This is a genomic window from Streptomyces rubellus, from assembly GCF_036323805.1.
GTDB lineage: Bacteria > Actinomycetota > Actinomycetes > Streptomycetales > Streptomycetaceae > Streptomyces.
Map to the genome: position 1 here is coordinate 41,156 of NZ_JAZDCX010000016.1, position 25,118 is coordinate 66,273.

A 25,118-nucleotide genomic window follows, 5' to 3' on the forward strand; every position below is an offset into this window, starting at 1 on the left:
GTGGTCTCCGCCGCCGCCCGGTCCCGCCGCCCGTAGCCGCGCAGCTTCTCCGCGACCCGGCCCAGCTCCTCGGGCGGCAGCAGCGCCGGCGTACGGCCGGGCACGGCGGCGGCGGCGAGCCAGACGCGGCACATCCACTCCAGCTGGGCGGTGTCGTCGTACGCCCGGCCGAGGCTGCCGCCGTACACGAGCGTGCCGTGGTTGCGCAGCAGGCAGCCGCTGCGGTCGCGCAGCGCCGTCAGGGCGTGGACGGCCAGCTCCTCGCTGCCGTAGGTGGCGTACGGGGCGACCCGTACCGGGCCGCCCAGAGCCGCGGCCATGTAGTGGACCGCCGGGAGTTCGTCGACGAGGGTGGAGACGGCGGTGGCGTGCACGGCATGGGTGTGGACGATCGCCGCCGCGCCGGTGGCCCGGTAGACCGCCAGATGCATCGGCAGCTCGCTGGTGGGTGCCGCCCGGCCGGCCACCTGCCGCCCGTCCAGGCCTACGGCGCACAGGCCGTCCGGCCCGAGCTCCTCGTAGGGGACACCGCTGGGAGTGACCAGCACGGTGTCGCCGACCCGCACCGAGACGTTCCCGGAGGTGCCCACGACCAGCCCGTCCGTCACCGTACGGCGGGCCGTGGCCACCAGTTCGCGCCAGGCCCGGGCCCACTCCGGGGGCCGCTCCCGAGTGCTCCGCCGCATGCGTGCCACCTCCGGCGGAGCACTGTAGCGCCGCGGCGCATCCGGAGGGCGCGGGCTGGATGAAGAGAGCCGGGGGCGCACTTCGCGCACAACCATGCACCACCCTGCGTACACAGCCCCCGGGAGACACTCCGAAGCCGTTCTCAGTTCATCTCGCGTTCACCATGAAACCCTACGTTCACCGCGTATCCGCCTCCCCTTCGACTGATTGCCTGGGTGAATGGAAAACATCACGCTTCTCATCGGGATCGTGATCGTCACAGCCTTGGTGTTCGACTTCACCAACGGCTTCCACGACACGGCCAACGCCATGGCCACCACCATTTCCACCGGGGCACTCAAGCCCAAGACGGCGGTGGCGATGTCGGCGGTCCTCAACCTCGTCGGCGCCTTCATATCCGTCGAGGTCGCGGCCACCATCTCCAAGGGGCTCATCAACGAGGACTCCGGTGTGGATCCCGCGGTGGTCCTCGCGGGGCTGGTCGGAGCGATCGTCTGGAACCTGCTGACCTGGCTGGCCGGCCTACCCTCCAGCTCCTCGCACGCCCTCATGGGCGGTCTGATCGGCGCGACCATCGCCTCCGTCGGCATCGGCGCCGTCTCCATGGGCGCGGTCTTCTCGAAGGTCCTGCTCCCGGCCGTCGTCGCCCCGCTGGTCGCCGGCATCGCGGCGATGCTCGCCACCAGGCTGACCTACCGGATCAGCCGCGGCACCCCGGAGAAGGACGTCGCCAAGGGCTACCGCGGCGGGCAGATCGCCTCGGCCGCCCTGGTCTCCCTCGCCCACGGCACCAACGACGCGCAGAAGACCATGGGCGTCATCACCCTCGCCCTGATCTCCGGCGGGGTGCTGGGCGCCGACGCCGACCCGCCGCTGTGGGTCATCGCCTCCGCGGGCATCGCCATCGCGCTGGGCACCTACCTGGGCGGCTGGCGGATCATCCGCACCATGGGCAAGGGTCTCACCGACATCCGGCCGGCCCAGGGCTTCTCCGCCCAGACCAGTTCGGCCGTCACCATCCTGGCCTCCTCCCACCTGGGCTTCGCGCTCTCCACCACCCAGGTCTGCTCCGGCTCCATCATGGGCTCCGGTCTGGGCCGCAAGGGCGGCGTGGTGCGGTGGAGCACCGCGGGCCGCATGTTCGCCGCCTGGGGGCTGACCCTCCCGGCCGCCGGCCTGGTGGCCGCGGGCGCCGCGTTCCTGACGACCCGCGGCGACTGGGGCGTCACCGCGGTCATGGTTCTCACCGTGGCGGCCTGTGCGGCGATCTGGCTCGCCTCGCGCCGGGAGCCGGTGGACCACACCAACGTCAACGACGTCGAGACGGACACCGCCGGAGAGCCGGACGTGCTCACCACGGCCGTGCAGGCCGTCTCCCCGCCCCCGGTGGGCACCGAGGAGACCGAGCGGGCGGAGCACGCGGAGAAGGCCTCCGCCCCCGCCTCCTGAGCGCCCCGCAGCCCCTCCCAGCCCCCGCGGACCCCCATGGACCCCACGAACCTCACGGACAGGGTCCCGCAGAGAAGGAATCCCCGCTCATGGACATCCACTGGGCCGCACTCGGCCAGGTCTTCGTCGTCAGCCTCGTGATGACGATCGGCCTGGTGGCCGTGTTCACCCTCGGCATCGTCGGCAACCGCGCCAACCAGCAAACGGGAGTCGGCACCGCCCTCCTCGCCCGCACCGGCGCCTGGGTCAGCTACGCCCTGTGCGCGGCCGCCGTGGCGTACGGCATCTACATCATCGCCTCCTGAATCCCGGCGTCCTTCCGGGATCCCCCGCCGGCCGGCGCCGGGCGCTGTCCGCCCGGCGCCGGCCGGCGTTCGGGGGCGCGCGCACCGGCGCTGTGTGCTTCCACACAGCGCGCCGTCGCAGGTCATCGCCGAGTTGACGCGTCCGGTCGGCCGTGGTGGACTGCCCGTTGCCAAACGGCGGCAGGAGAGGAAGCCGGTGCGAATCCGGCGCGGTCCCGCCACTGTCACCGGGGAGCGCTCCCCCACTCGGCGTCACGGCCCGCACAGCGGGCTGGAAGACCGGGGGCAGCGCCGATCCGGGAGCCAGGAGACTCTCACCGCCGGTCACGTCGAGCCAGGGCGCGGACCCTGAGTGAGGACATACCGCCATGCCGGGCACCCTGCCTTCCCCGTTGCCGCCCCCACTCCGCACCGCGAGGACCGTACGAGGTGTGACGGCCGGCTGACGCGATGCGCGCCGACCACACCACCCGTCGCACAGGCACCCCTTCCACCGGCACGGCCGCCCTCACGGCCCGGACCGCCGCCCGTTCCGCCATCCGGATCCGTTCCGGCGCGGGCCGGGTCCCCGAAGCGGCGCTCGGCCTGTCGGCCGGGTATCTGCTCGACCTGATCGCCGGTGATCCCCGCCGGGGCCATCCCGTGGCCGCCTTCGGGCGCGCCGCCGCGGCCGCCGAGCGGCTGCTGTGGCGCGACCACCGCGGCGCGGGCACGCTGTACACCGTTGTGTGCGCGGGCAGCGCCGTGGCCGCCGCCGCGGCGCTGGAGCGGGCCGTACGCCGCTCCCCCGCCGCCCGTACCGCCCTGGCCGCCGCCGCGGCCTGGTCGGTGGTCGGCGGCACGTCACTGGCGCGCGAGGCCCGGGCGATCGCCGCCGCCCTCCGGGCGGACGACCTCGGCACGGCCCGCGCCCGGCTGCCCCGTCTGTGCGGACGCGACCCGCGGGACCTGGACGCGGAGGACGTCGCCCGGGCGGTGGTGGAGTCCGTCGCCGAGAACACCTCGGACGCCGTGGTCGGCGCCCTGGTGTGGGGCGCCGCCTGCGGGGTGCCGGGGCTGGTGGGGTTCCGGGCCGTCAACACCCTGGACGCGATGGTCGGCCACCACTCGCCGCGCCACCACCGCTTCGGCTGGGCCTCGGCCCGGCTGGACGACGCGGCGGGGTGGCCCGGTGCCCGGCTGACCGCGCTGCTGGCGGTCCTCGCCGGTCCCGGCCCGCGCGGCGCGCTCCGCGCCTGGCGCACCGACGCCCACCGCCACCCCAGCCCCAACGCCGGGGTGGTCGAGGCGGCCTTCGCGGGCGCGCTGGGCGTACGGCTGGGCGGGACGCTGTCGTACGGCGGCCGCGTCGAGCACCGCCCGGTGCTGAACGCCGCCGGCCGTCCGGTGCGGGCCGCGGACATCGAGCGGGCGGTACGGCTGTCGCGCCGGGTGGGCGCGCTGGCACTGGTGGTGTGCGCCGTCACCGGGACGGCGCGGGAGAGGCGGCTCGACGGCCGGCGCGGAAGGGGAGCCCGTTGACGGGCGGCGGACTGCTGATCGCGGGAACCACCTCGGACGCGGGCAAGAGCGTGGTCACGGCGGGCGTCTGCCGCTGGCTGGCCCGCAGGGGTGTGAAGGTGGCGCCGTTCAAGGCGCAGAACATGTCGCTGAACTCCTTCGTCACCCGCGACGGCGCCGAGATCGGCCGCGCCCAGGCCATGCAGGCCGCCGCCGCCCGGGCGGAGCCCACCGCGCTGATGAACCCGGTGCTGCTCAAGCCCGGTGGCGACCGCACCAGCCAGGTCGTGCTGCTGGGCAGGCCGGTGGGCGAACTGGACGCGCGCGGCTGGCGCGCCGGGCGGCGGGAGCGGCTGCTGGGCACGGTCACCGACTGCCTGGCCGAACTGCGGCGCACCCATGACGCGGTGATCTGCGAGGGCGCCGGCAGTCCGGCCGAGATCAACCTGCGGCACGGCGACATCGTCAACATGGGCCTGGCCCGGGCCGCGCGGCTGCCGGTCGTGGTGGTCGGCGACATCGACCGCGGCGGTGTCTTCGCCTCCTTCTTCGGCACCACCGCCCTGCTCTCCCCCGAGGACCAGGCGCTGGTGGCGGGCTATGTCGTCAACAAGTTCCGCGGCGACGTGACGCTGCTGGAGCCCGGGCTCCGGATGCTGCGGGACCTGACCGGACGGCCGTCGCTGGGTGTCCTGCCGTACGCGCACGGGCTCGGCATCGACGAGGAGGACGGGCTGCGCGTCTCGCTGCGCGGCACCGTGCGCGAGTCGTCCGTCGCGCCGCCGCACGGACGCGACGTGCTGCGGGTGGCGGTGGTGCCGGTGCCGCTGATGTCGAACTTCACGGACGTGGACGCGCTGGCGGCGGAGCCGGGTGTGGTGGTGCGGCTCACCGACCGGCCCGAGGAACTGGCCGACGCCGACCTGGCCGTGGTGCCCGGCACCCGCGGCACCGTGCGGGCGCTGGCCTGGCTGCGCGAGCGCGGGCTGGCCGACGCGCTGGCCCGCCGGGCCGCCGAGGGGCGTCCGGTGCTGGGGATCTGCGGCGGCTTCCAGATGCTGGGCGAGCGGATCGAGGACGAGGTGGAGTCCCGCGCCGGGACGGTGCCGGGGCTGGGTCTGCTGCCGGTGCGGGTGCGTTTCGCGGCGGAGAAGACCCTGGCCCGGCCGGTCGGCGAGGCACTGGGCGAGCCCGTGGCGGGCTACGAGATCCATCACGGCGTGGCCGAGGTGACCGGCGGGGACGAGCCGTTCCTGGACGGCTGCCGCGCGGGTGCGGTGTGGGGCACGCACTGGCACGGGTCACTGGAGAGCGACGGTTTCCGGCGCGCCTTCCTGCGGAGGGTGGCCGCGGACGCGGGCCGGGCGTTCGTACCCGCGCCCGGCACCTCCTTCGCCGCGCTGCGCGAGGAGCAGCTCGACCGGCTGGGCGATCTGGTCGAGGAGCACGCCGACACCGGCGCGCTGCTGCGGCTGATCGAGGACGGCGCGCCGGCGGGCCTGCCGTTCGTACCACCGGGGGCGCCGTGAACGGCAGGCCCGCCGGCGCGGGCGGCGCCCCCGGCGCGAACGACACGACCGATCCGAGGGACGTACGGACCGATGGGAGCCCGATGAGCACGGTACTGCTGCTGTCCACCGCCGACACCGATCTGCTGGCGGCCCGCGCCTGCGACGCCCCGTACCGCATCGCCAACCCGGCGCGCGTCGACGTCGCGGAGGAACTGCCCGGGCTGCTCGAGGGGGCGGACATCGCCGTCGTGCGCCTGCTGGGCGGGCGGCGCGCCTGGGAGGACGGGCTGGAGGCGCTGCGCGCCACCGGGATCCCGGCGGTGCTGCTGGGCGGCGAGGCGGTGCCGGACGCCGAGCTGATGGCCCTGTCCACCGTCCCGGCCGGGGTGGTCGCCGAGGCGCTGAGGTACCTGGTCGCGGGCGGCCCGGAGAACCTCGCCGAGCTGGCCCGTTTCCTGTCCGACACGGTGCTGCTGACCGGCCACGGCTTCGCCCCGCCGCGTCCGATGCCCGAGTGGGGGGTGCACGGCGACCGCGCGCACGACCCCGCCCGGCCGACCGTGGGCGTGCTGTTCTACCGGGCGCACGAGCTGTCGGGGAACACCTCCTTCGTCGACACGCTGTGCGACGCGATCGAGGAACACGGCGCCAACGCCCTGCCGGTGTACTGCGGTTCGCTGCGGGGCGCAGTCGAGGCGAGGCAGGGGGCGGGGGCAGGGAGCGAGGAACGAGCGACCGGCACCCGCCCACAGCCGAGCCGAACCGAAGCCCGCCCGGTGGAGGAGCACGGTGCCGGGCCGGGCCTGTACGAGCTGCTGGGCCGCGCCGACGCGCTGATCACCACCGTGCTGGCGGCGGGCGGCACCCGGGCGGCCGACGCGAGCGCGGGCGGCGACGAGGAGGCGTGGGACGTCGGTGCCCTGGCCGCCCTGGACGTACCCGTGCTCCAGGGCCTGTGCCTGACCGGCTCACGCGCCGCGTGGGAGGCCTCGGACGCCGCCCTGTCGCCGATGGACGCGGCGATGCAGGTGGCGATCCCGGAGTTCGACGGGCGGCTGGTCACCGTACCGTTCTCCTTCAAGGAGGAGGGCCCCGACGGGGTGCCCGTCTACGTCGCCGACCCCGAGCGGTCCCGGCGGGTGGCCGGGATCGCGGCCCGGCACGCCGCCCTGCGGTACAAGCCCAACGCCGGCAAGCGCCTCGCCCTGGTCTTCACCGCCTACCCGACCAAGCACTCCCGGGTGGGCAACGCGGTCGGTCTGGACACCCCCGCCTCGGCGGTGGAACTGCTGCGGGCCCTGAAGGCCGCCGGCTACGACACCGGCGAACTCCCCGAGGACGGCGACGAGCTGATCCACCGGCTGATCGCCGCCGGCGGCCACGACGTGGAGTGGCTGACGGAGGAGCAGCTCGCCGCCGCCCCGGCCCGGGTGCCGCTGGCGGACTACCGGCGCTGGTTCGCCGCGCTCGACCCGGAGCTGCGGAAGGCCATGACCGAGCACTGGGGCGAGCCGCCCGGCTCGCTGTACGTGACCGGGGAGGGCGAGAACGCGGAGATCGTGCTGGCCTCCCTGCGGTTCGGCAACGTGGTGGTGATGATCCAGCCGCCGCGCGGCTTCGGCGAGAACCCCATCGCGATCTACCACGATCCCGACATGCCGCCCTCCCACCACTATCTGGCGGCCTACCGCTGGCTGGCGGCCGCCGAGCCGGAGGGGGGCTTCGGCGCCGACGCCGTGGTCCACATGGGCAAGCACGGCACGATGGAGTGGCTGCCGGGCAAGGGGCTCGGCCTGTCGGCCGGTTGCGCGCCGGACGCGGTGCTGGGCGATCTGCCGCTGGTCTACCCGTTCATCGTCAACGACCCCGGCGAGGGCACCCAGGCCAAGCGCCGCGGTCACGCCACCGTCGTCGACCATCTGGTGCCGCCGATGGCGCGGGCCGACTCCTACGGCGACCTGGCGAAGCTGGAACAGCTGCTGGACGAGTACGCGCTGGTGTCCGACCTGGACCCGGCCAAGGCCCCGGCGGTGCGCGGCCAGATCTGGACGCTGGTGCGGGCCGCCGAGCTCCACCGCGACCTGCACGTCGAGGAGCAGCCGGGTGAGGACGAGTTCGACGAGTTCGTCATGCACATCGACGGCTGGCTCTGCGAGATCAAGGACGTGCAGATCCGCGACGGACTGCACGTGCTCGGCGGCGGCCCGGTGGGCGAGCCGCGTGTCAACCTGGTGCTGGCCGTGCTGCGCTCGGCGCAGATGTGGGGCGGCGTCGGCGGCGCCCTGCCGGGCCTGCGTGCGGTGCTGGCCGAGCACGTGGGGCTGGAGGAGGCCGTACTGCTGGCCGAGCCGGGCGCCCGCATCGAGGTGCCCCGGGCCCTGACGGTGCTCGCGGACGGGCCCTCCCGCACCGCCTCCGACGCGGTCGACCTGCTGGAGCACCTGGCACGGCGGCTGGTGGCGGGCATGGAGGCGCGCGGCTGGGCGCGGGAGGCGGTCGGCGAGGTGACCGCCGGGGTGCTGGGCGAGCGGGTGCCGGGGGCGGTGCGGGCCCTGGAGTTCGCGGCGGACGAGGTCGTGCCCCGGCTGGCGCGTACGGCGGACGAGATCGGCAACGTGCTGCACGCGCTGGACGGCGGCTACGTACCGGCCGGCCCCTCCGGGTCTCCGACCCGCGGTCTGGTCAACGTCCTGCCGACCGGCCGCAACTTCTACTCCGTGGACCCCAAGGCGATCCCGTCCCGGCTCTCCTGGGAGGTCGGCGCCGCGCTGGCGGACTCCCTGCTGGCCCGCCATCTGGCCGACCACGGCGCCTACCCGCGGTCGGTGGGCCTGACGGTGTGGGGCACCTCCTGCATGCGCACCCAGGGCGACGACATCGCGGAGATCCTGGCACTGCTGGGCTGCCGCCCGGTGTGGGACGACGCCTCGCGCCGGGTGACGGGCTTCACGGTCGTGCCCCTGGAGGAGCTGGGCCGGCCGCGCATCGATGTCACCGTCCGCATCTCCGGCTTCTTCCGGGACGCCTTCCCGCACGTGGTGGGCCTGGTGGACGACGCGGTGCGGACGGTGGCCGAGCTCGACGAGCCCGCCGAGTCCAACTACGTGCGCGCCCACGCCGACGAGGACACCGCCGCGCACGGCGACCGGCGCCGGGCCACCGCGCGGATCTTCGGCTCCAAGCCGGGCGCGTACGGGGCCGGGCTGCTGCCGCTGATCGACGCCCGCAACTGGCGCTCGGACGCCGACCTGGCCGAGGTGTACGCGGTGTGGGGCGGCTACGCGTACGGGCGCGGCCTGGACGGCCGCCCGGCGCGCGGCGACATGGAGACGGCGTTCCGCCGCATCCAGGTGGCGGCGAAGAACGTCGACACCCGCGAGCACGACATCGCCGACGCCGACGACTACTTCCAGTACCACGGCGGCATGGTCGCCATGGTGCGGCAGCTGACCGGCGGCTCCCCCGAGGCGTACATCGGCGACTCGGCCGTCCCCGACCAGGTGCGGACGCGGACGCTGGGCGAGGAGACCCACCGCGTCTTCCGGGCCCGGGTGGTCAATCCGCGCTGGATGAGCGCCATGAGGAGGCACGGCTACAAGGGTGCCTTCGAGATGGCCGCCACCGTGGACTACCTCTTCGGCTACGACGCGACGGCCGGGGTCGTGGACGACTGGATGTACGAGAAGCTCGCCGCCGAGTACGTCTTCGACGGGACGAACCAGGAGTTCATGAAGCGCTCCAATCCCTGGGCGCTGCGCGGCGTCACCGAGCGGCTGCTGGAGGCCGCCGACCGCGGGCTGTGGGAGGAGCCGGACCGGGCGACCCTGGACCGGCTCCGGGAGGTCTACCTCGAGCTCGAGGGTGACCTGGAGGGGGAGGAATGACCGTTCCCGCCCCGACCCCGCGGCTGCGGGGGCCACAGGAGCGGTTCCGCCACGTGGCCGTGCGGCGGCGGACCGTCCCCGCGGGCGCGGGGCCGGTCTCCTCGGCCCCGCGCGGCCCCGCGGCGGACGTCCGGAACCTCACCGCTCGTTCACTCGACGGAGGGAGAACAACATGAACGTCCCCTACCCCTTCAGCGCCGTGGTCGGAATGGCCGATCTACGCCTCGCGCTCCTGCTCAACGCGGTGAGTCCCGCGGTCGGCGGCGTGTTGGTGCGGGGTGAGAAAGGGACGGCGAAGTCCACGATGGTGAGGGCTCTCGCCGCGTTGCTTCCCCGCATCGAGGTGGTGCCCGGGTGCCGTTTCTCCTGTGATCCGCACCGGCCGGACCCGCGGTGCCCCGACGGCCCGCACGAGACGGGCCGGGGCGCCACGCGGGCGGCGCACCTGGTGGAGCTGCCGGTCGGCACGTCGGAGGACAGGCTCGTCGGGGCGCTCGACATCGAGCGCGCGCTCTCCGAGGGAGTCAGGGCGTTCGAGCCGGGTCTGCTCGCACAGGCCCATCGGGGAGTCCTCTATGTGGACGAGGTCAACCTGCTGCAGGACTTTCTCGTCGACTCGCTTCTCGACGCCGCCGCGATGGGTGCCTCCCACGTCGAGCGCGAGGGCGTCTCGGTGCGGCACGCCGCCCGGTTCCTGCTGGTGGGGACGATGAACCCCGAGGAGGGCGAGCTGCGCCCGCAGCTGCTGGACCGCTTCGGGCTGACCGTGGAGGTGGCCGCCTCCCGGGACACCGGGGAGCGGATGGAGGTGGTGCGGCGGCGGCTGGCGTACGAGGCGGACCCGGACGCCTTCGCCGCCCGCTGGGTGGCCGAGGAGAACGCGCTGCGGGAGCGGATCGCGGCGGCGCGGGCCCTGCTGCCGGACGTACGGCTGGGCGACCCGGCACTGCGGCAGATCGCCGCGACCTGCGCCGCGTTCGAGGTGGACGGCATGCGGGCCGACATCGTGATGGCGCGCACCGCCACCGCGCTGGCGGCCTGGGCGGGGCGCACCGAGGTGGCGGCCGAGGACGTGCGGCAGGCGGCGCTGCTGGCCCTGCCGCACCGCCGGCGCCGCAATCCCTTCGACGCCCCCGGCCTGGACGAGGAGAAGCTCGACGAGACGCTGCGGCAGCACGGCGGCGGGAACGACGAGCCGGACCCGGACGGACCGGACGGCGGCCCCGGCGGCCCCGGGGACGGGGACGGCGGTGGCGGGCAGCCGCCGCAGGACGGTCCCCCGGAGCCGTCCGTGCCCGGGCAGTCCCGAGGTGACGAGGAGACCGGTGGCCGGGGCGGGGACGCCGGGGAGCAGGCCCCCGCCCGGGCCGGTGAGCCGTTCCGCACCAGGACGCTGAGTGTGCCCGGGGTGGGCGAGGGCACGACCGGACGGCGCTCGCGGGCCCGTACCGCGCAGGGCCGCACCACCGGCGCCCGCCGCCCGCACGGCGCGCTGGGCAGGCTGCACCTGTCCGCGACCGTCCGGGCCGCCGCTCCGCACCAGCGGGCGCGCGGGCGCTCCGGGCCGGGGCTGGTGCTGCGCCGGGACGATCTCCGGGAGGCCCGTACGGAGGGCAAGGAGAGCAACCTCGTGCTGTTCGTCGTGGACGCCTCCGGCTCGATGGCCGCCCGGCAGCGGATGAGCGCCGTCAAGGGCGCGGTGCTGTCCCTGCTGCTGGACGCCTACCAGCGCCGTGACAAGGTCGGGCTGGTCACCTTCCGCGGCGCGGAGGCCGAGGTGGTGCTGCCCCCGACCTCCTCGGTGGACGCCGCCGCCGCCCGTCTGGAGTCGCTGCCCACCGGCGGCCGCACCCCGCTGGCCGCCGGGTTGCTGAAGGCCCGTGACGTGCTGCGGGTGGAGCGGCTGCGCGACCCCGCGCGGCGGCCGCTGCTGGTCGCCGTCACCGACGGCCGGGCCACCGGCGGTCCCGAGCCCGTGGCACGGGCCCGGCAGGCGGCGCGGCTGCTGGCCGCCGGCCGGACGGCGTCGGTGGTGGTGGACTGCGAGTCCGGGCCGGTACGGCTCGGACTGGCGGGCGCGCTCGCCGCCGAGCTGGGCGGTTCGGCCGTCACCCTGGAGGAGCTGCACGCCGACGCCGTCGCGGGACTCGTCCGCTCCGCCCGCTCCGTACAGTCCGCACAGAACCCGAACCAGAGCCGCGGGAGGGCCGCGTAGTGCCGAAGGGACAGCCGAGTGTCGTGCCCGAGGACGGGCTCACCACGCGTCAGCGCCGCAACCGCCCGCTGCTGGCGGTGCACACGGGCACCGGCAAGGGCAAGTCGACGGCCGCCTTCGGGCTGGCGCTGCGCGCCTGGAACCAGGGCTGGCCGATCGGGGTGTTCCAGTTCGTGAAGTCGGCCAAGTGGCGGGTCGGCGAGGAGCGCGCGCTGCGGGTGCTGGGCGACAGCGGCGAGGGCGGGGCCGTCACCTGGCACAAGATGGGCGAGGGCTGGTCCTGGGTGCAGCGCGGCATCGAGTCCTCCGAGGAGGCGGCGCGCGAGGGCTGGGCCCAGGTCAGGCGGGACCTGGCGGCCGAGACGTACCGGCTGTACGTGCTGGACGAGTTCACCTACCCGATGCACTGGGGCTGGGTGGACACCGACGAGGTCGTCGCCGTGCTGCGGGAGCGGCCCGGCACCCAGCATGTGGTGATCACCGGGCGGAACGCGCCGGAGGCGCTGGTCGGCGCCGCCGATCTGGTGACGGAGATGACCAAGGTCAAGCATCCGATGGACACCGGCCAGAAGGGCCAGCGGGGTATCGAATGGTGAGCGGAGTGGTGAGCCGGGTGAGCACCGGATGAGTACGGCCGTCCCCCGGCTGGTGGTCGCCGCGCCCTCCTCGGGCAGCGGCAAGACCACCGTCGCCACCGGCCTGATGGCCGCCTTCACGGCGGCCGGGCTGGCCGTCTCCCCGCACAAGGTGGGCCCGGACTACATCGATCCGGGCTACCACGCGCTGGCCACCGGCCGCCCCGGCCGCAACCTCGACGCGTACCTGTGCGGGCCGGAGCTGGTCGCGCCGCTGTTCCTGCACGGGGCGGCCGGGGCGGACCTGGCCGTGGTCGAGGGCGTGATGGGGCTGTACGACGGCGCGGCGGGGGAGGGTGAACTCGGCTCGACCGCGCAGGTGGCGAAGGTGTTGCGGGCGCCGGTGGTGCTGGTGGTGGACGCCTCCGCGCAGTCGCGCTCGGTGGCGGCGCTGGTGCACGGCTTCGCGTCCTGGGACCCCCGGGTGCGGGTGGCGGGGGTGATCCTCAACAAGGTGGCCTCCGACCGCCACGAGGGGCTGCTGCGCGAGGCGCTGGACGCCTCGGGGGTGCCGGTGCTGGGTGTGCTGCGCCGTGTGAGGCAGGTGCGCAGCCCTTCGCGTCATCTGGGTCTGGTGCCGGTGGCCGAGCGGCGGGCCGAGGCCACCGAGGCGGTGGCCGCGCTGGCGGAGCAGGTGCGGTCCGGCTGCGATCTGACGGCGCTGCTCGCTCTGGCGCACTCCGCGCCACCGCTGCCGGACGAGCCCTGGGCGCTCCCGGGTCCCGGTTCCGCGCCGCGCGCACGGCCGGTGGTCGCGGTGGCGGGCGGGGCCGCGTTCACCTTCTCCTACGCCGAGCACACCGAACTGCTGCGGGCGGCGGGCGCGGAGGTGGCCGTCTTCGATCCGCTGCGGGACACCGCGCTGCCGCCGGGGACGGCCGGGCTGGTGGTCGGCGGCGGTTTTCCGGAGGTGTACGCGCCGGAGCTGTCGGCGAACGAGCCGCTGCGGAAGGCCGTCGCGGAACTGGCCGCCTCGGGGGCACCGGTCGCCGCCGAGTGCGCCGGGCTGCTGTATCTGGCACGGGAGCTGGACGGGGCACCGATGTGCGGGGTGCTGGACGTCACCGCCCGGATGACCGAGCGGCTCACCCTCGGCTACCGGGAGGCGGTCGCCGTGGGCGACAGCGCGCTGGCCGCCGCCGGCACCCGGGTGCGCGGCCACGAGTTCCACCGCACCGCGGTGGAACCGCCGGCCGGGGCGGGCCCCGGTGCGGCGCCCGCGTGGGGGCTGACCTGGGGAGGCTCCCGGGGCGCGGACCGTCCCGAGCGGCGCGTCGAGGGTTTTGTGAAGGGCGGTGTGCATGCCTCGTATCTGCATGTGCACTGGGCCGCCGAGCCGTCCGTCGCCCGGCGCTTCGTCAACAGGTGTGTCGGGAGGGATGCCGCATGACCGGTGCGGGCAGCACGGGCAGTGACCGTGGCGCGCGCGAACCACGGCTGGTCGGGGTCGGGGTGGGTCCCGGCGACCCGGAGCTGGTGACCGTCAAGGGGGTGAACGCGCTGCGCGAGGCGGCCGTGGTGGTCGTGCCGGTCCTGGCGGGCGGCGGCACGGGCCGGGCCGAGGCCACCGTGCTGCACTACGTGGCACCGCAGAAGATCGTCCGGGTGGTCTTCGCGCTCAACGAGCGCGAGGACCGGGCCCGCCGGGAGGCCGCGTGGGACATGGCGGGCGAGCGCGTCGCGGAGCTGCTGCGCGCCCACGGCACGGTGGCCTTCGCCACGATCGGTGATCCGAACGTCTACTCCACCTTCACCTATCTCGCCCAGACCGTGGGCGCCCTGGTGCCCGGGACCGCCGTGGAGACCGTGCCGGGCATCACCGCGATGCAGGATCTGGCCGCGCGGAGCGGTGCGGTGCTCACCGAGGGGACGGAGCCGCTGACGCTGGTACCGGTGACGGCGGGCACGGCGGTGCTGAAGGAGGCCCTTCAGGGGCCGGGCACGGTGGTGGCGTACAAGTTCGGGCGGCTGGCCGGCGAGGTCGCCGCCGCGCTGCGGGCCACGGGCCGCACCGAGGGCGCGGTGTGGGGTTCGTCGCTGGGGCTGCCGGCGGAGTCGATCCGCCCGGCGGCCGAGCTGGAGGCGGAACCCGCCCCCGGGAACACCGGACTGCCCTATCTGTCCACACTCATCGCCCCCGCCCGCCGTGAGAGCCGAGGAGGCAAGCTGTGACCGGCGCACCGCGCACCGAGCCGTCCGGCACCGGCACGTCCGGCGCGCCCCGCACCGGCCGGGTCACCATCGTGGGAGCCGGGCCCGGGGCCGCCGACCTGCTCACCTTCCGCGCCGCCCGCGCCATCGCCGAGGCCGACATCGTGATCTGGGCGGCCAGCCTGGTGCGCGAGGAGGTGCTCGAGCACGCCCGGGCGGACGCGGAGGTCCTGGACTCGGCGTCGATGTCCCTGGAGGAGGTCACCGCCGTCTACGCGCGCGCCGCCCGCGAGGGGCTGCGGGTGGCGCGGATCCACTCCGGTGATCCGGCGCTGTGGGGCGGCACCCAGGAGCAGGTGGACCGCTGCGCGGAACTGGGCGTCGAGGTGGAGATCGTCCCCGGGGTGTCGTCGTTCTCGGCGGTGGCCGCCGTCGCGGGACGGGAGCTGACGATCCCGGAGGTCGCCCAGTCGGTGATCCTCACCCGGCTCGGCGGCGGCAAGACACCGATGCCGCCCGGCGAGGAGGTGCGGGAGTTCGCCCGGCACGGCACGACCATGGCGGTCTTCCTGTCGGCGGCGCGCTCGGGGCAGCTGGCGGTGGAGCTGCTGGAGGGCGGTTATCCCACCGACACCCCGGTGGTGATCGCCCACCAGGCGACCTGGCCGGAGGAACTGGTCGTGCGCTGTACCGTCGGCACGCTGGAGGAGACCGTCAAGGAACACCGGCTGTGGAAGCACACGCTGTTCCTGGTCGGGCCCGCGCTGTCCGCCTCCGGTACGCGTTCGCACCTCTACCACCCGGGGCACTTCCACGGCCACCGCCGCGCCGACCCGGCCGCTCGCCGGGCGCTGCGGGCGGCCCGGGAGGCGGAGGCGAGCCGTGAGTGAGGAACCGCGGTCGGCGTCCGGGCCGGGACCGGAGCGGGGGGCCGGGCAGGGGCCCGAGCTGCGGGAGCCGGACCTGCCGCGTACCGCCAAGCAGCGGCCGAGGGCGCTGCGCACCGGCTGGACGACCGGCACCTGCGCCTCGGCGGCGGCCCGGGCCGCCGCCCTGCACCTGGTCACCGGCGAGCCCCAGCCCTGGGTGGAGGTCGCGCTGCCGTCGGGGCGGCGGGTGACGTTCGCGGTGGAGCGCTCGGTACGGCTGCGGCCGGGCCGCACCGAGGCGGTGGTGGTCAAGGACGCCGGCGACGACCCGGACGTCACCCACGGCTCGCTGCTGACCGCCACGGTGAGCTGGCGGGACGAGCCCGGCATCGGGCTGCACGGCGGGATCGGCGTCGGTGTCGTCACCCGGCCGGGGCTCGGTCTGGAAGTGGGCGGCCCGGCCATCAACCCCGTGCCCCGCGCCATGATCAGCCAGGCGGTGGGCGAGGTCGTCGACGCCGCGGCGCGGGGCGTCGACGTCACCATCAGCGTGCCGGACGGGGAGAAGCGCGCCCGGAAGACCACCAACGCCCGGCTCGGCATCCTCGGCGGCCTCTCCATCCTGGGGACGACCGGGATCGTCCGGCCGTTCTCGACGGCCTCCTGGCGCGCCAGCGTCGAGCAGGCGGTGTCGGTGGCCGCCGCGCAGGGCGCCCCGGCCGTCGTGCTGTGCACCGGCGGCCGCACCGAGAAGGGCGCCATGGAGCTGCTGCCCGGGCTGCCCGAGGTGTGCTTCGTCGAGGTCGGGGACTTCACGGGCGCCGCGCTGCGGCGGGCCGTGGAGCACGGTATGGACCGGGTGGTGTTCGTCGGCATGGTGGGCAAGCTGACCAAGCTGGCCTCCGGAGTGCTGATGACGCACTACACGAGGTCGAAGGTGGACACCGCCGTCCTGGCGGACATCACCCGCGCGGTGGGCGGGCCGGAGCCGGTGGCGGACGAGGTGGCGGTGGCGAACACCGCCCGCCACGCCTACGAGCTGTGGGACGCCGCCGGTCTGCTGGCCGCCGCGGGAGAGGAGCTGTGCCGCCGTGTCGTGGAGGTGCTGGAGCGCTTCACGGACCACCGGGTCACGGCGGAGGCGGCCCTGGTGGACTTCACGGGCCGCGCGGTGATCGCCCGGCACTCCGAGGCCGGCGGCGATGGCGGGGGGCTGCTGTCATGACCGCCATGATCACCGTCGTGGGCACCGGCACCGGCACCGCCGGGACGGCGGCGGCCGCCGGGCCCCTCCCCGGTGGCCCGGACTGGCGGGAGGTGTCCCTGGCCGTGGGCGCCCGCCGCCATCTGGAGGCCGCCGGGATCCCGCCGGAGGTACGGCGTGTGGTGCTGGGCCCGCTGGCCCCCGCCCTGGACGCGATCGGCGAGCGGCTCACCGCGGCACGCGCCGGGGACGGCGAACGGCGCGGACCGGACGGACGGGGCGGGCAGGTGGTGGTGCTCGCCTCGGGCGACCCCGGTTTCTTCGGGATCGTCCGGGCGCTCGCCGAGCGGTTCGGCCCGCGCTCCCTGGACGTGCGGCCCGCCGTACCGTCCGTCGCCGCGGCCTTCGCCCGCGCCGGGCTGCCGTGGGACGACGCGGCCGTGGTCAGCGCGCACGGCCGCGATCCGCGTACCGCCGTCAACGTCTGCCGCGCCCGTCCCAAGACCGCCGTGCTCACCGGCCCCGGTGCGGGGCCCGCCGAGCTGGGTGCCGCCCTGGCCGGCACCGGACTGCGGCGCACCCTGGTGGTGGCGAGCGCGCTGGGCACGGCCGGCGAGCGCGTCGAACGCCTCTCCCCCGCCGAGGCCGCCGCCCGGGCCTGGCCGGAGACGGTGAACGTGGTGCTGTGCCTGGACGAGGACCGCCTCCTGGCCCCCGCGGCCCGCTCGCTCGCCGGACCGCCGCGGCCGCCGGCCGGCTGGGCGCTGCCGGAGGACGCCTTCGCGCACCGGGACTCGATGATCACCAAGTACGAGGTGCGGGCCCTGGCCCTGGCCCGGCTCGGCCCGGGCCCCGGCGACCTGGTGTGGGACGTCGGCGCGGGCTCCGGGTCCGTGGCGGTGGAGTGCGCACGGCTGGGCGCGGCGGCGATCGCGGTGGAGCGCGCCGCGGACGGTGCCGGACGCTGCCGGGCCAACGCCGCCGCCCACGGAGTGGACGTCCAGACCGTGCACGGTGCCGCGCCCGCCGCACTGGCGGGACTGCCCGATCCCGATGCCGTGTTCGTCGGCGGCGGGGGCCGGGAGCTGGAGTCGATCGTCTCCCTGAGCGCCCGCCGCGCCCGCCGGACCGTCGTCGTCACGCTCGCCGCGCTGGACCGGGTGCCCGCCGTACGGGCCGCGTTCGGCGACGCCGGACTGGTCCCCGACGGTGTGCTGCTGCAGTCCTCCCGGCTGTCCCCGCTGCCCGGCGAGGTGACCCGGCTCGCCGCCGGCAACCCCGTCTTCGTCCTGTGGGGCACCCGCCCCACCACCGAAGGAGCACCCGCGTGAACGCCCCGAAAGGCCCGATCGGTCTCGTCTCCGTCACCGCCGCGGGGCGGCGCGCCCGCGACCGGCTGGCCGCCGCCTGGCCGGACGAGACCCGGGTCTACGACACGGACGGCGGCACCGGCGGCACCGGCGGCACCGCACAGACCCCCGGCACCGTCCGGGAGGCGGTCGCCCGGGCCTTCGCCGAGTGCGACCGGCTCGTCTGCTTCCTGGCCACCGGCGCGACCGTACGGCTCCTCGCCCCGCTGCTCACCGGCAAGGAGAGCGACCCGGGCGTGGTGTGCGTGGACGAGGCACAGCAGTACGCGGTGGCCCTGCTGGGCGGTCACGCGGGCGGCGCGAACGAGCTGGCGCACGCGGTGGCCGAGGCCCTGCCGGGCTGCCGCCCCGTCGTCACCACCGCCACGGACGCCGCCGGGATCCCCGGTCTGGACACCCTGGGCCTGCCCGTCGAGGGCGATGTCGCCGCGGTGTCGCGGGCGATCCTCGACGGGGAGCCCGTACGTCTGGTGCGGCATGTCGTCCTCCCTCTCCCGGCACTGCCACCCAACGTAACCGAGAGCACCGACAACACGACCGAGAGCGACGGATGCGCCGGTGGTGGCGGCCACACCCTGCTGGTCACCGACCGCGTCCCGGTGCCGGAAGGACCGCGGGAAGGCGCCGGCCGCACCGCCGTGCTGCGGCCGACCACCCTCGCCGTCGGGGTCGGGGCCAGCCGGGGCGCCTCCGCCGACGAGATCACCGAGCTGGTGCGGCGGGCGCTGGCCGAGGCCGGGCTGTCGCCCCGCAGCGTCGCCGAACTCGCCACCGTGGACGCCAAGGCGGACGAGCCCGGTATCGCCGAGGCGGCCCGGCACCTGGGCGTACCGGTGCGGACCTACCCCGCCGCCGCACTGGCGGCCGTGCCCGTCCCCCATCCGTCCGACGCCCCGCTGGCCGCCGTGGGCACCCCGAGCGTGGCCGAGGCCGCCGCGCTGCTGGCCTGCGGCACGGGCGCCGAACTGGTCGTCCCCAAACGGAAGTCGGAAGTCCAGGGGCGCGCGGCGATGGCGACCTGCGCCGTGGCACGGCGGCGGCCGCGCGGCCGGCTGGCACTGGTCGGCCTCGGCCCGGGCGCCCGCGACCTGCTCACCCCGCGCGCCCGCGACGAACTGCGCCGCGCCTCGGTGGTCGTCGGCCTCGACCAGTACCTGGACCAGATCCGCGACCTGCTGCGCCCGGGCACCCGGGTGCTGGCCTCCGGCCTCGGCGCGGAGGAGGAGCGCGCCCGCACCGCCGTCGCCGAGGCCCGCGCGGGCCACGCCGTGGCGCTGGTCGGCAGCGGCGACGCGGGGGTGTACGCGATGGCCTCCCCCGCGCTGGCCGAGGCACCGGACGACATCGAGGTGGTGGGGGTCCCCGGCGTCACCGCCGCGCTGGCCGCCGCCGCGCTGCTGGGCGCGCCGCTGGGCCACGACCACGTCTCGATCAGCCTGTCGGACCTGCACACGCCCTGGGAGGTGATCGAGCGCCGGGTGCGGGCGGCGGCCGGGTCCGACCTGGTGGTGACGTTCTACAACCCGCGCAGCCGGGGCCGCGACTGGCAGCTCCCCCGGGCCCTGGCCCTGCTGGCGGAGCACCGCGCCCCGCACACACCGGTGGGTGTGGTGCGCAACGCCTCCCGGCCCGGTGAGCGCGTCACCGTCACCACGCTCGGGGAACTCGACCCGGCCGCGGTCGACATGATGACCGTGGTGACCGTCGGCAACACCGCCACCCGCACCGTCGCCGGGCGCATGGTCACCCCCCGCGGCTACCGCTGGCAGGAGGCACCGTGACCCGTACGACGCGTACCGCCCCGGCGGCGCCCGTGGCCGTCACCGCGCGCTGCGCGGGCTGCGGAGCCTGCCTGCTGACCTGCCCGGTCCACGCGATACGTCCGCTCGGCAGCACGCTGCTGGTGCGGGCGGAACTGTGCACCGGCTGTCTGGAGTGCGTCGAGGTGTGCCCGGTCGACGCGATCGAGGAGACCGCCGCCTCCGGGGACGCCCTGGGGGAGAACGGCCGGAAGAACCGCGCGGAGAACCCCGAGGAGGCACCGTGACACCGTCGACACCCGCGGCATCCCCGACACCTCCGGCCCGCCAGGTGCACCGCACCGTCCATCCCATCGAGGAGGAGTCGTACCGCATCCTGCGCTCCCGGCTGGACACCTCGCACCTGCCCCCGCTGACCCGGGCCGTGGTGGAGCGGGTGATCCACTCCAGCGCCGACCTGGCGTACGCCGGGGACCTGGTCACCGACGAGCCGGCACTGCGCGGGGCGCACACCGCCCTGCACGACGGCGCGCCGGTGGTGGTCGACGTGGAGATGGTCGCAGCCGGGATCACCCGCCGCAGGACGGTGTGCCGTCTCGCCGACGCCTCGGGCGGCCCCGGTCTGACCCGTTCGGCGCACGCGGTGCGGCTGGCCTACGAGGAGGTCGGACCGGGCGCGGTGTGGGTGATCGGCTGCGCGCCCACCGCCCTGTTCGAACTGCTCGACCTGGCCGCGGCGCCCGCCCTGGTCATCGGCCTGCCCGTCGGTTTCGTCGGGGCGGCCGAGAGCAAGGCGGCACTGCGCGCCAGCGGGCTGCCGGCCGTCAGCAACGTCTCGGAGAAGGGCGGCAGCGCGGTCGCCGCCGCCGCCCTCAACGCCCTGCTGTACACGACACCCGCCCCCACCCGTTCCCGTCCCGGCACCACCAAGGAGAGCCTGTGACCACCCCGCCCGCCCTGCTCCTCGTCGGCCACGGCACCCGCGACGACGCCGGCGCCGAGGCGTTCCGCGCCCTGGTGCGCGACCTCGGCGAGCGGCGGCCCGACCGCCCTGTCGCGGGAGGGTTCATCGAGCTGTCGCCGCCGCCGCTGGCGGACGCCGTCGCCGAACTGGTCGGCCGGGGGGTGCGGAACTTCGCCGCCGTCCCGCTGATGCTGGTCTCGGCCGGGCACGCCAAGGGCGACATCCCGGCGGCCCTGGCCCGCGAGAAGCTCCGCCATCCGGGGACCTCGTTCGCGTACGGCCGCCCGCTGGGCCCGCACCCGGCGCTGCTGGACGTGCTGGAACGCCGGGTGGAGGAGGCGCTGGGCGACGGCGCGGGCCGCTCCCCGCAGGACCGGGCCGGTACGACCGTACTGCTGGTGGGCCGCGGCTCCACCGACCCGGACGCCAACGCCGAGGTGCACAAGGCGGCCCGGCTGCTGTGGGAGGGCCGCGGCTACGCGGGCGTGGAGACCGCGTTCGTCTCACTCGCCGCGCCCGACGTCCCCTCCGGTCTGGAGCGCTGCCGCCGGCTGGGCGCCCGCCGGATCGTGGTGCTGCCGTACTTCCTGTTCACCGGCGTCCTGCCGGACCGGGTGCGGATGCAGGCCGCGGGCTGGGCGGCGGCGCATCCGGAGACCGAGGTGCGCTGCGCCGAGGTCATCGGACCCGTCGGGGAGCTGGCGGAGCTGGTGTGGGAGCGGTACGCGGAGGCGCTGGCGGGCGATCTGCGGATGAACTGCGACTCCTGCGTCTACCGTGTCGCCCTGCCCGGTTTCGAGGACAAGGTCGGTCTGCCGCAGCAGCCGCACCACCACCCGGACGACGACGGGCACCACCATCACCACGGCGGGCACGCCCATGCCCACTGAACCGGTGAGCGCACCGCGCGCCCCGTACCGCCCGCCCGGCCCGTCCGTCCCGTCCGATCCGCACGACCTGCGCCACCACGGCGACGCGGAGGTCCGGGACGCCGGGACGGAGCTGCTCGACCTCGCGGTCAACGTCCGCGCCGGTACGCCTCCCGAGTGGCTGCGGGAGCGGATCGCCGCCTCCCTGGCGGGGCTGGCCGCCTACCCGGACGGACGGGCGGCCCGGCGCGCGGTGGCGGCACGGCACGGACTGCCGGAGGAGTGCGTGCTGCTGACGGCGGGGGCGGCGGAGGCGTTCGTCCTGCTCGCCCGGGCGCTGCCCGCCGGCGGAGCGGGTACGGACCGCCCGGCCGTGGTGCACCCGCAGTTCACCGAACCGGAGGCGGCGCTGCGGGACGCGGGCCACGCGGTGGAGCGTGTCCTGCTGGACGGACGGGACGGCTTCCGGCTCGATCCGGCCCACGTGCCGTCCGGGGCACCCGTGGTGGTCGTCGGCAATCCGACGAACCCCACCTCCGTGCTGCACCCGGCGTCCGCGCTGGCGGCGCTGGCCCGGCCGGGCCGGACCCTGGTGGTGGACGAGGCGTTCATCGACGCGGTGCCGGGCGAGCGCGAGTCGCTGGCCTCCCTGGTCATGGAGCTGCCGGGCCCGGTGGTGGTACTGCGCAGCCTGACCAAGACCTGGGGGCTGGCCGGGCTGCGGATCGGCTATGTGCTCTCCGATCCGGAGACCGTCGCCCGGCTGGCCCGGCACCAGCCGCTGTGGCCGGTCTCCTCCCCCGCGCTCGCCGCGGCCGAGGCGTGCTGCGCTCCGGCGGCGCTGGCCGAGGCCGATGAGGCGGCGCGGCGCACCGCCCGGGACCGGGCGTATCTGACCGGCCGGCTCGCGGAGTTCGGCGAACTGGGCGCCGCGACCCCGGATCCCCGGGCGCCGTTCGTGCTCGTCCGGCACCCCGGGGCGGCGGAGCTGCGGGAGCGGCTGCGCGGGCAGGGCATCGCGGTGCGCCGCGGGGACACCTTCCCCGGGCTGGACCGGCGGTGGCTGCGGCTGGCCGTACGGGACCGGGGGACGACCGACCGCCTGGTGCGGACGCTGGACGGGCTCGGGGTGCGCTGAGGGCGGCGGCCGATGGCTCCGGCCGCCGCCCTCTCACTCCCGCTTCCCGTCACCGCCGCGCGGGTCTCGTCCGTTCATCCGGAGCGAGGCCCGCGCGGCGACCGGTGCCGTGCCGGACCGGACAAGGCGCCCGGCACGGCTGTTCGTCACGCCCCGCCGCGGCGGCGCCGCGCCAGGACGAGCGCACCGCCGGCCGCGACGAGCAGCAGGGCACCACCCGCGAGGTACGGGGTGGCGGAGCTGCCGCCGGTCTCGGCGAGGTTGCCGTCGAGCTTGTCCTTGCCCTGGTCAGAACCGGTCTGCGGCTCCGGCTTGTTGCCCTCGCCACCGCTCTCGGATCCGGCGGAACCGGTGGAGGCGCCGTCGGAGCCGCCCTCGGACCCGGCGGAACCGGTGGCACCGGCGGTCTCGCCGCCGGTGGTGCCCTCGGAGCCGCCGGTCTCGCCGCCGCCGGTGGAACCGCCGTCGGAGCCGGTCCCGCCGCCCGTGGTGCCGCTGTTGGCGCCGCCGTCGGAACCGGTGGAACCACCGTTCTGGGCACCGCCGTTGTCACCGCCGCCGCTGCCGGGCGTGGTGCAGGCGGCCTCGACCAGGGTGACCTTGCCCTTGACCTTGGTGACACCCAGCTTGCCCGGGTCCACCGCGACGTCCAGCGTGAGCGCGGTGGCGGCCGCGGTGCCGGAGGTGGTGACGGTCTCGGCCATCCTGAGGTGGACCTTGCCGAGGTCCGTCCTGACCGTGGCGGTGCCGCCCGCCTTCACCTCGACCTTCTTGCCGAGCACCTTGACCTTGCCGACGAACAGGGAGTCCGCGGTCGGCTCGGCACCGGCCTCGCAGACGGCCTCGGAGGTGACCGCCTCGACCTTGACGAACGGCCTCACGCCGGGGAGCTTCCTCGTCTTCGCCATACCGGGCAGGTACACCTCGGCCTCGGCGAGGTTGGAGTACCCCCGGGCCTTCTCGGCCGTGACCGTCGCCTCCGAGGTGGCGGCGTCGGCCGTCAGCATGGTGAACGGCTTGCCGCCGTTCACACCGTCCAGTCGGGCCTCCAGCAGGCGCTCCTTCACACTCTCGGGCGCCCGGACCGCGTTGAGCTCGACGTTCAGCGGCAGGCTGGCGCCTCCCGCGGAGACGTCCAGGTCGGCCCGCAGCACGGCCGCCGTGGCGGTGCCCCGCTCACCGGTGGCGTGCGCGGGAACCGCGCTCACCCCCACCAGAGTGGCAGCCGCGAGCAGGCCGTACATGGTCTTGTTCACAGATGAAACCCCCACACATGACATGGCGTCACCGGCGCGCCAATGGGGACATCACTCGCGCCGGTGACCTGAGACCCCGCCATGCTTGGGGTGGCGGCCTGCGACGGTCCAGTAACATAGAGCTATTTCACTCTTACGAGTAACGGACATCACGTTTGGATCTCGCATGGCCCCCTGTGCGCCGTGGTGGTCTACCGCACCACGCGCCCCCGGAGCACCACCCGGCGCGGCGCGGCCAGCACCCGTACGTCGGCCCGCGGATCCTCCCCGTACACCACCAGATCGGCCGGAGCGCCTTCCTCCAGCCCGGGCCTCCCCAGCCAGGCCCGGGCCGCCCAGGTGGCCGCCGACAGGGCGGCCGGCGCCGGGATACCGGCCGTCACCAGTTCGGCGACCTCCTCGGCCACCAGTCCGTGGGCCAGGGAACCGCCCGCGTCGGTGCCGGCGAAGACCGGGATGCCCGCGTCGTACGCCGCACGCACGGTGTCGTAGCGGCGTTCGTGGAGCCTCCGCAGATGGTCGGCCCAGCGCGGGAACTTCGCCTCGCCCCCGGCCGCGAGCCGGGGGAAGGTCGCGATGTTGACCAGGGTGGGGACGATGGCCACACCGCGTTCGGCGAAGAGCGGGATCGTCTCCTCGGTCAGCCCGGTGGCGTGCTCGACGCAGTCGATCCCGGCCTCCACCAGGTCGCGCAGCGAGTCCTCGGCGAAACAGTGGGCGGTGACCCGCGCCCCCTCCTCGTGGGCGGCGGCGATGGCGGCCGCCACCTCGGTGCGGGGCCAGCAGGGGGCCAGGTCGCCCCGTTCCCGGTCTATCCAGTCCCCGACGAGCTTGACCCAGCCGTCACCGCGCCGCGCCTCGCGCCGCACGAACGCCACCAGGTCGCCGGGCTCGATCTCGTGTGCGTAGTTGCGGATGTAGCGCCGGGTACGGGCGATGTGGCGGCCCGCGCGGATGATGCGCGGCAGGTCCTCGCGGTCGTCGATCCAGCGGGTGTCGGCGGGGGAACCGGCGTCCCGGACGAGCAGCGCCCCGGCGTCGCGGTCGGTGAGCGCCTGCTTCTCGCTGGTGGCCTCGTCGACGGCACCGTGGGCGTCGAGTCCGACGTGGCAGTGGGCGTCCACCAGACCGGGCAGCACCCAGCCCTCGACGGTGGTGGTCTCCAGCGGCCCCCGGGGCCTTTCGAAGGTGATCCGGCCGTCCACGACCCACAGCTCGTCCCGGATGTCCGCGTCCGGATCCGGCCCGGTCGGCACCCGTCCCCTGATGTGCAGATTTCCGCGTTCGCTCATATGCCGCACTGTACGAGCCGCCTGTTACGCTCACCCGGCCACAGGGGGTCGTGGTACGA

19 protein-coding genes, 1 pseudogene and 1 riboswitch are annotated in these 25,118 nt (G+C 75.5%); of the genes and pseudogenes, 17 read left to right on the forward strand and 3 right to left on the reverse strand.

Translation table 11 applies throughout. The features are described 5' to 3' along the window. Positions 1 to 23: 23 nt before the first annotated feature. Positions 24 to 686, reverse strand: a pseudogene (locus tag V1L54_RS19365) (class II aldolase/adducin family protein); the annotation flags it as partial. Positions 687 to 906: 220 nt separating this feature from the next. Here V1L54_RS19365 and V1L54_RS19370 point away from each other — a divergent pair. The 17 genes from V1L54_RS19370 (at position 907) to cobC (ending at position 22,511) form a co-directional block, all read left to right on the forward strand. Continuing rightward, the gene (locus tag V1L54_RS19370; RefSeq protein ID WP_330119317.1) at positions 907 to 2,136 is read left to right on the forward strand and encodes an inorganic phosphate transporter; all 1,230 of its coding nucleotides are present in this window, start codon (positions 907 to 909) and stop codon (positions 2,134 to 2,136) included. A gap of 89 nt (positions 2,137 to 2,225) precedes the next feature. Continuing rightward, the gene (locus V1L54_RS19375) at positions 2,226 to 2,441 is read left to right on the forward strand and encodes a hypothetical protein (protein ID WP_330119318.1); all 216 of its coding nucleotides are present in this window, start codon (positions 2,226 to 2,228) and stop codon (positions 2,439 to 2,441) included. A gap of 187 nt (positions 2,442 to 2,628) precedes the next feature. Further along, a riboswitch (cobalamin riboswitch) is annotated at positions 2,629 to 2,754 on the forward strand. A 137-nt stretch (positions 2,755 to 2,891) separates the two neighbouring features. Further along, complete coding sequence (locus tag V1L54_RS19380; RefSeq protein ID WP_330119319.1) at positions 2,892 to 3,962, forward strand: cobalamin biosynthesis protein; 1,071 nt, start codon at positions 2,892 to 2,894, stop codon at positions 3,960 to 3,962. Next, positions 3,959 to 5,470 (forward strand): cobyric acid synthase, encoded by a 1,512-nt coding sequence (locus V1L54_RS19385; RefSeq protein WP_330119320.1) that lies wholly within the window; start codon positions 3,959 to 3,961, stop codon positions 5,468 to 5,470. Before V1L54_RS19380 ends, V1L54_RS19385 begins: the two co-directional genes overlap by 4 nt. Positions 5,471 to 5,553: 83 nt before the next feature. Next, positions 5,554 to 9,336, forward strand: coding sequence for a cobaltochelatase subunit CobN (cobN, locus tag V1L54_RS19390; RefSeq protein WP_330119321.1), 3,783 nt, complete (start codon positions 5,554 to 5,556; stop codon positions 9,334 to 9,336). Between the two features lie 172 nt (positions 9,337 to 9,508). Further along, on the forward strand, positions 9,509 to 11,551 hold the full coding sequence (locus tag V1L54_RS19395) for a putative cobaltochelatase (protein ID WP_330119322.1): 2,043 nt from the start codon (positions 9,509 to 9,511) through the stop codon (positions 11,549 to 11,551). Then, a complete protein-coding gene (gene cobO, locus V1L54_RS19400; protein WP_330119323.1) occupies positions 11,551 to 12,147 on the forward strand; it encodes a cob(I)yrinic acid a,c-diamide adenosyltransferase in 597 nt (198 codons plus the stop codon). The genes V1L54_RS19395 and cobO overlap by 1 nt, the downstream gene beginning before the upstream one ends. A gap of 28 nt (positions 12,148 to 12,175) precedes the next feature. Continuing rightward, on the forward strand, positions 12,176 to 13,576 hold the full coding sequence (locus V1L54_RS19405) for a cobyrinic acid a,c-diamide synthase CobB (RefSeq protein WP_330119324.1): 1,401 nt from the start codon (positions 12,176 to 12,178) through the stop codon (positions 13,574 to 13,576). Then, complete coding sequence (cobI, locus tag V1L54_RS19410) at positions 13,573 to 14,358, forward strand: precorrin-2 C(20)-methyltransferase (RefSeq protein ID WP_330119325.1); 786 nt, start codon at positions 13,573 to 13,575, stop codon at positions 14,356 to 14,358. The genes V1L54_RS19405 and cobI overlap by 4 nt, the downstream gene beginning before the upstream one ends. After that, positions 14,355 to 15,227, forward strand: coding sequence for a precorrin-4 C(11)-methyltransferase (cobM, locus tag V1L54_RS19415; protein ID WP_330119326.1), 873 nt, complete (start codon positions 14,355 to 14,357; stop codon positions 15,225 to 15,227). Before cobI ends, cobM begins: the two co-directional genes overlap by 4 nt. Then, positions 15,220 to 16,431 (forward strand): cobalt-precorrin-5B (C(1))-methyltransferase, encoded by a 1,212-nt coding sequence (locus tag V1L54_RS19420; RefSeq protein WP_330119327.1) that lies wholly within the window; start codon positions 15,220 to 15,222, stop codon positions 16,429 to 16,431. Before cobM ends, V1L54_RS19420 begins: the two co-directional genes overlap by 8 nt. Positions 16,432 to 16,436: 5 nt before the next feature. Next, positions 16,437 to 17,741 (forward strand): precorrin-6y C5,15-methyltransferase (decarboxylating) subunit CbiE, encoded by a 1,305-nt coding sequence (gene cbiE / locus V1L54_RS19425; RefSeq protein WP_330119404.1) that lies wholly within the window; start codon positions 16,437 to 16,439, stop codon positions 17,739 to 17,741. After that, complete coding sequence (cobJ, locus tag V1L54_RS19430) at positions 17,738 to 19,561, forward strand: precorrin-3B C(17)-methyltransferase (protein ID WP_330119328.1); 1,824 nt, start codon at positions 17,738 to 17,740, stop codon at positions 19,559 to 19,561. The genes cbiE and cobJ overlap by 4 nt, the downstream gene beginning before the upstream one ends. Further along, positions 19,558 to 19,827, forward strand: coding sequence for a 4Fe-4S binding protein (locus V1L54_RS19435; RefSeq protein ID WP_330119329.1), 270 nt, complete (start codon positions 19,558 to 19,560; stop codon positions 19,825 to 19,827). Before cobJ ends, V1L54_RS19435 begins: the two co-directional genes overlap by 4 nt. Positions 19,828 to 19,871: 44 nt before the next feature. Next, a complete protein-coding gene (locus V1L54_RS19440; RefSeq protein WP_330119405.1) occupies positions 19,872 to 20,483 on the forward strand; it encodes a precorrin-8X methylmutase in 612 nt (203 codons plus the stop codon). Next, positions 20,480 to 21,394 (forward strand): sirohydrochlorin chelatase, encoded by a 915-nt coding sequence (locus V1L54_RS19445; protein ID WP_330119330.1) that lies wholly within the window; start codon positions 20,480 to 20,482, stop codon positions 21,392 to 21,394. The genes V1L54_RS19440 and V1L54_RS19445 overlap by 4 nt, the downstream gene beginning before the upstream one ends. Then, positions 21,384 to 22,511: an Rv2231c family histidinol phosphate aminotransferase CobC gene (gene cobC / locus V1L54_RS19450; RefSeq protein WP_330119331.1), complete on the forward strand. Its 1,128-nt coding sequence runs from the start codon at positions 21,384 to 21,386 to the stop codon at positions 22,509 to 22,511. Before V1L54_RS19445 ends, cobC begins: the two co-directional genes overlap by 11 nt. Before the next feature lie 146 nt (positions 22,512 to 22,657). On the opposite strand, the gene V1L54_RS19455 is transcribed toward cobC, so the two are convergent. Together V1L54_RS19455 and V1L54_RS19460 are read right to left on the reverse strand one after the other, a co-directional pair. After that, positions 22,658 to 23,767 (reverse strand): SCO1860 family LAETG-anchored protein, encoded by a 1,110-nt coding sequence (locus V1L54_RS19455; RefSeq protein WP_330119332.1) that lies wholly within the window; start codon positions 23,765 to 23,767, stop codon positions 22,658 to 22,660. Positions 23,768 to 23,958: 191 nt separating this feature from the next. After that, positions 23,959 to 25,059 carry an amidohydrolase family protein gene (locus V1L54_RS19460; protein WP_330119333.1) on the reverse strand — a complete coding sequence of 367 codons (1,101 nt, stop codon included), beginning with the start codon at positions 25,057 to 25,059 and terminating at the stop codon, positions 23,959 to 23,961. Positions 25,060 to 25,118 lie beyond the last annotated feature (59 nt).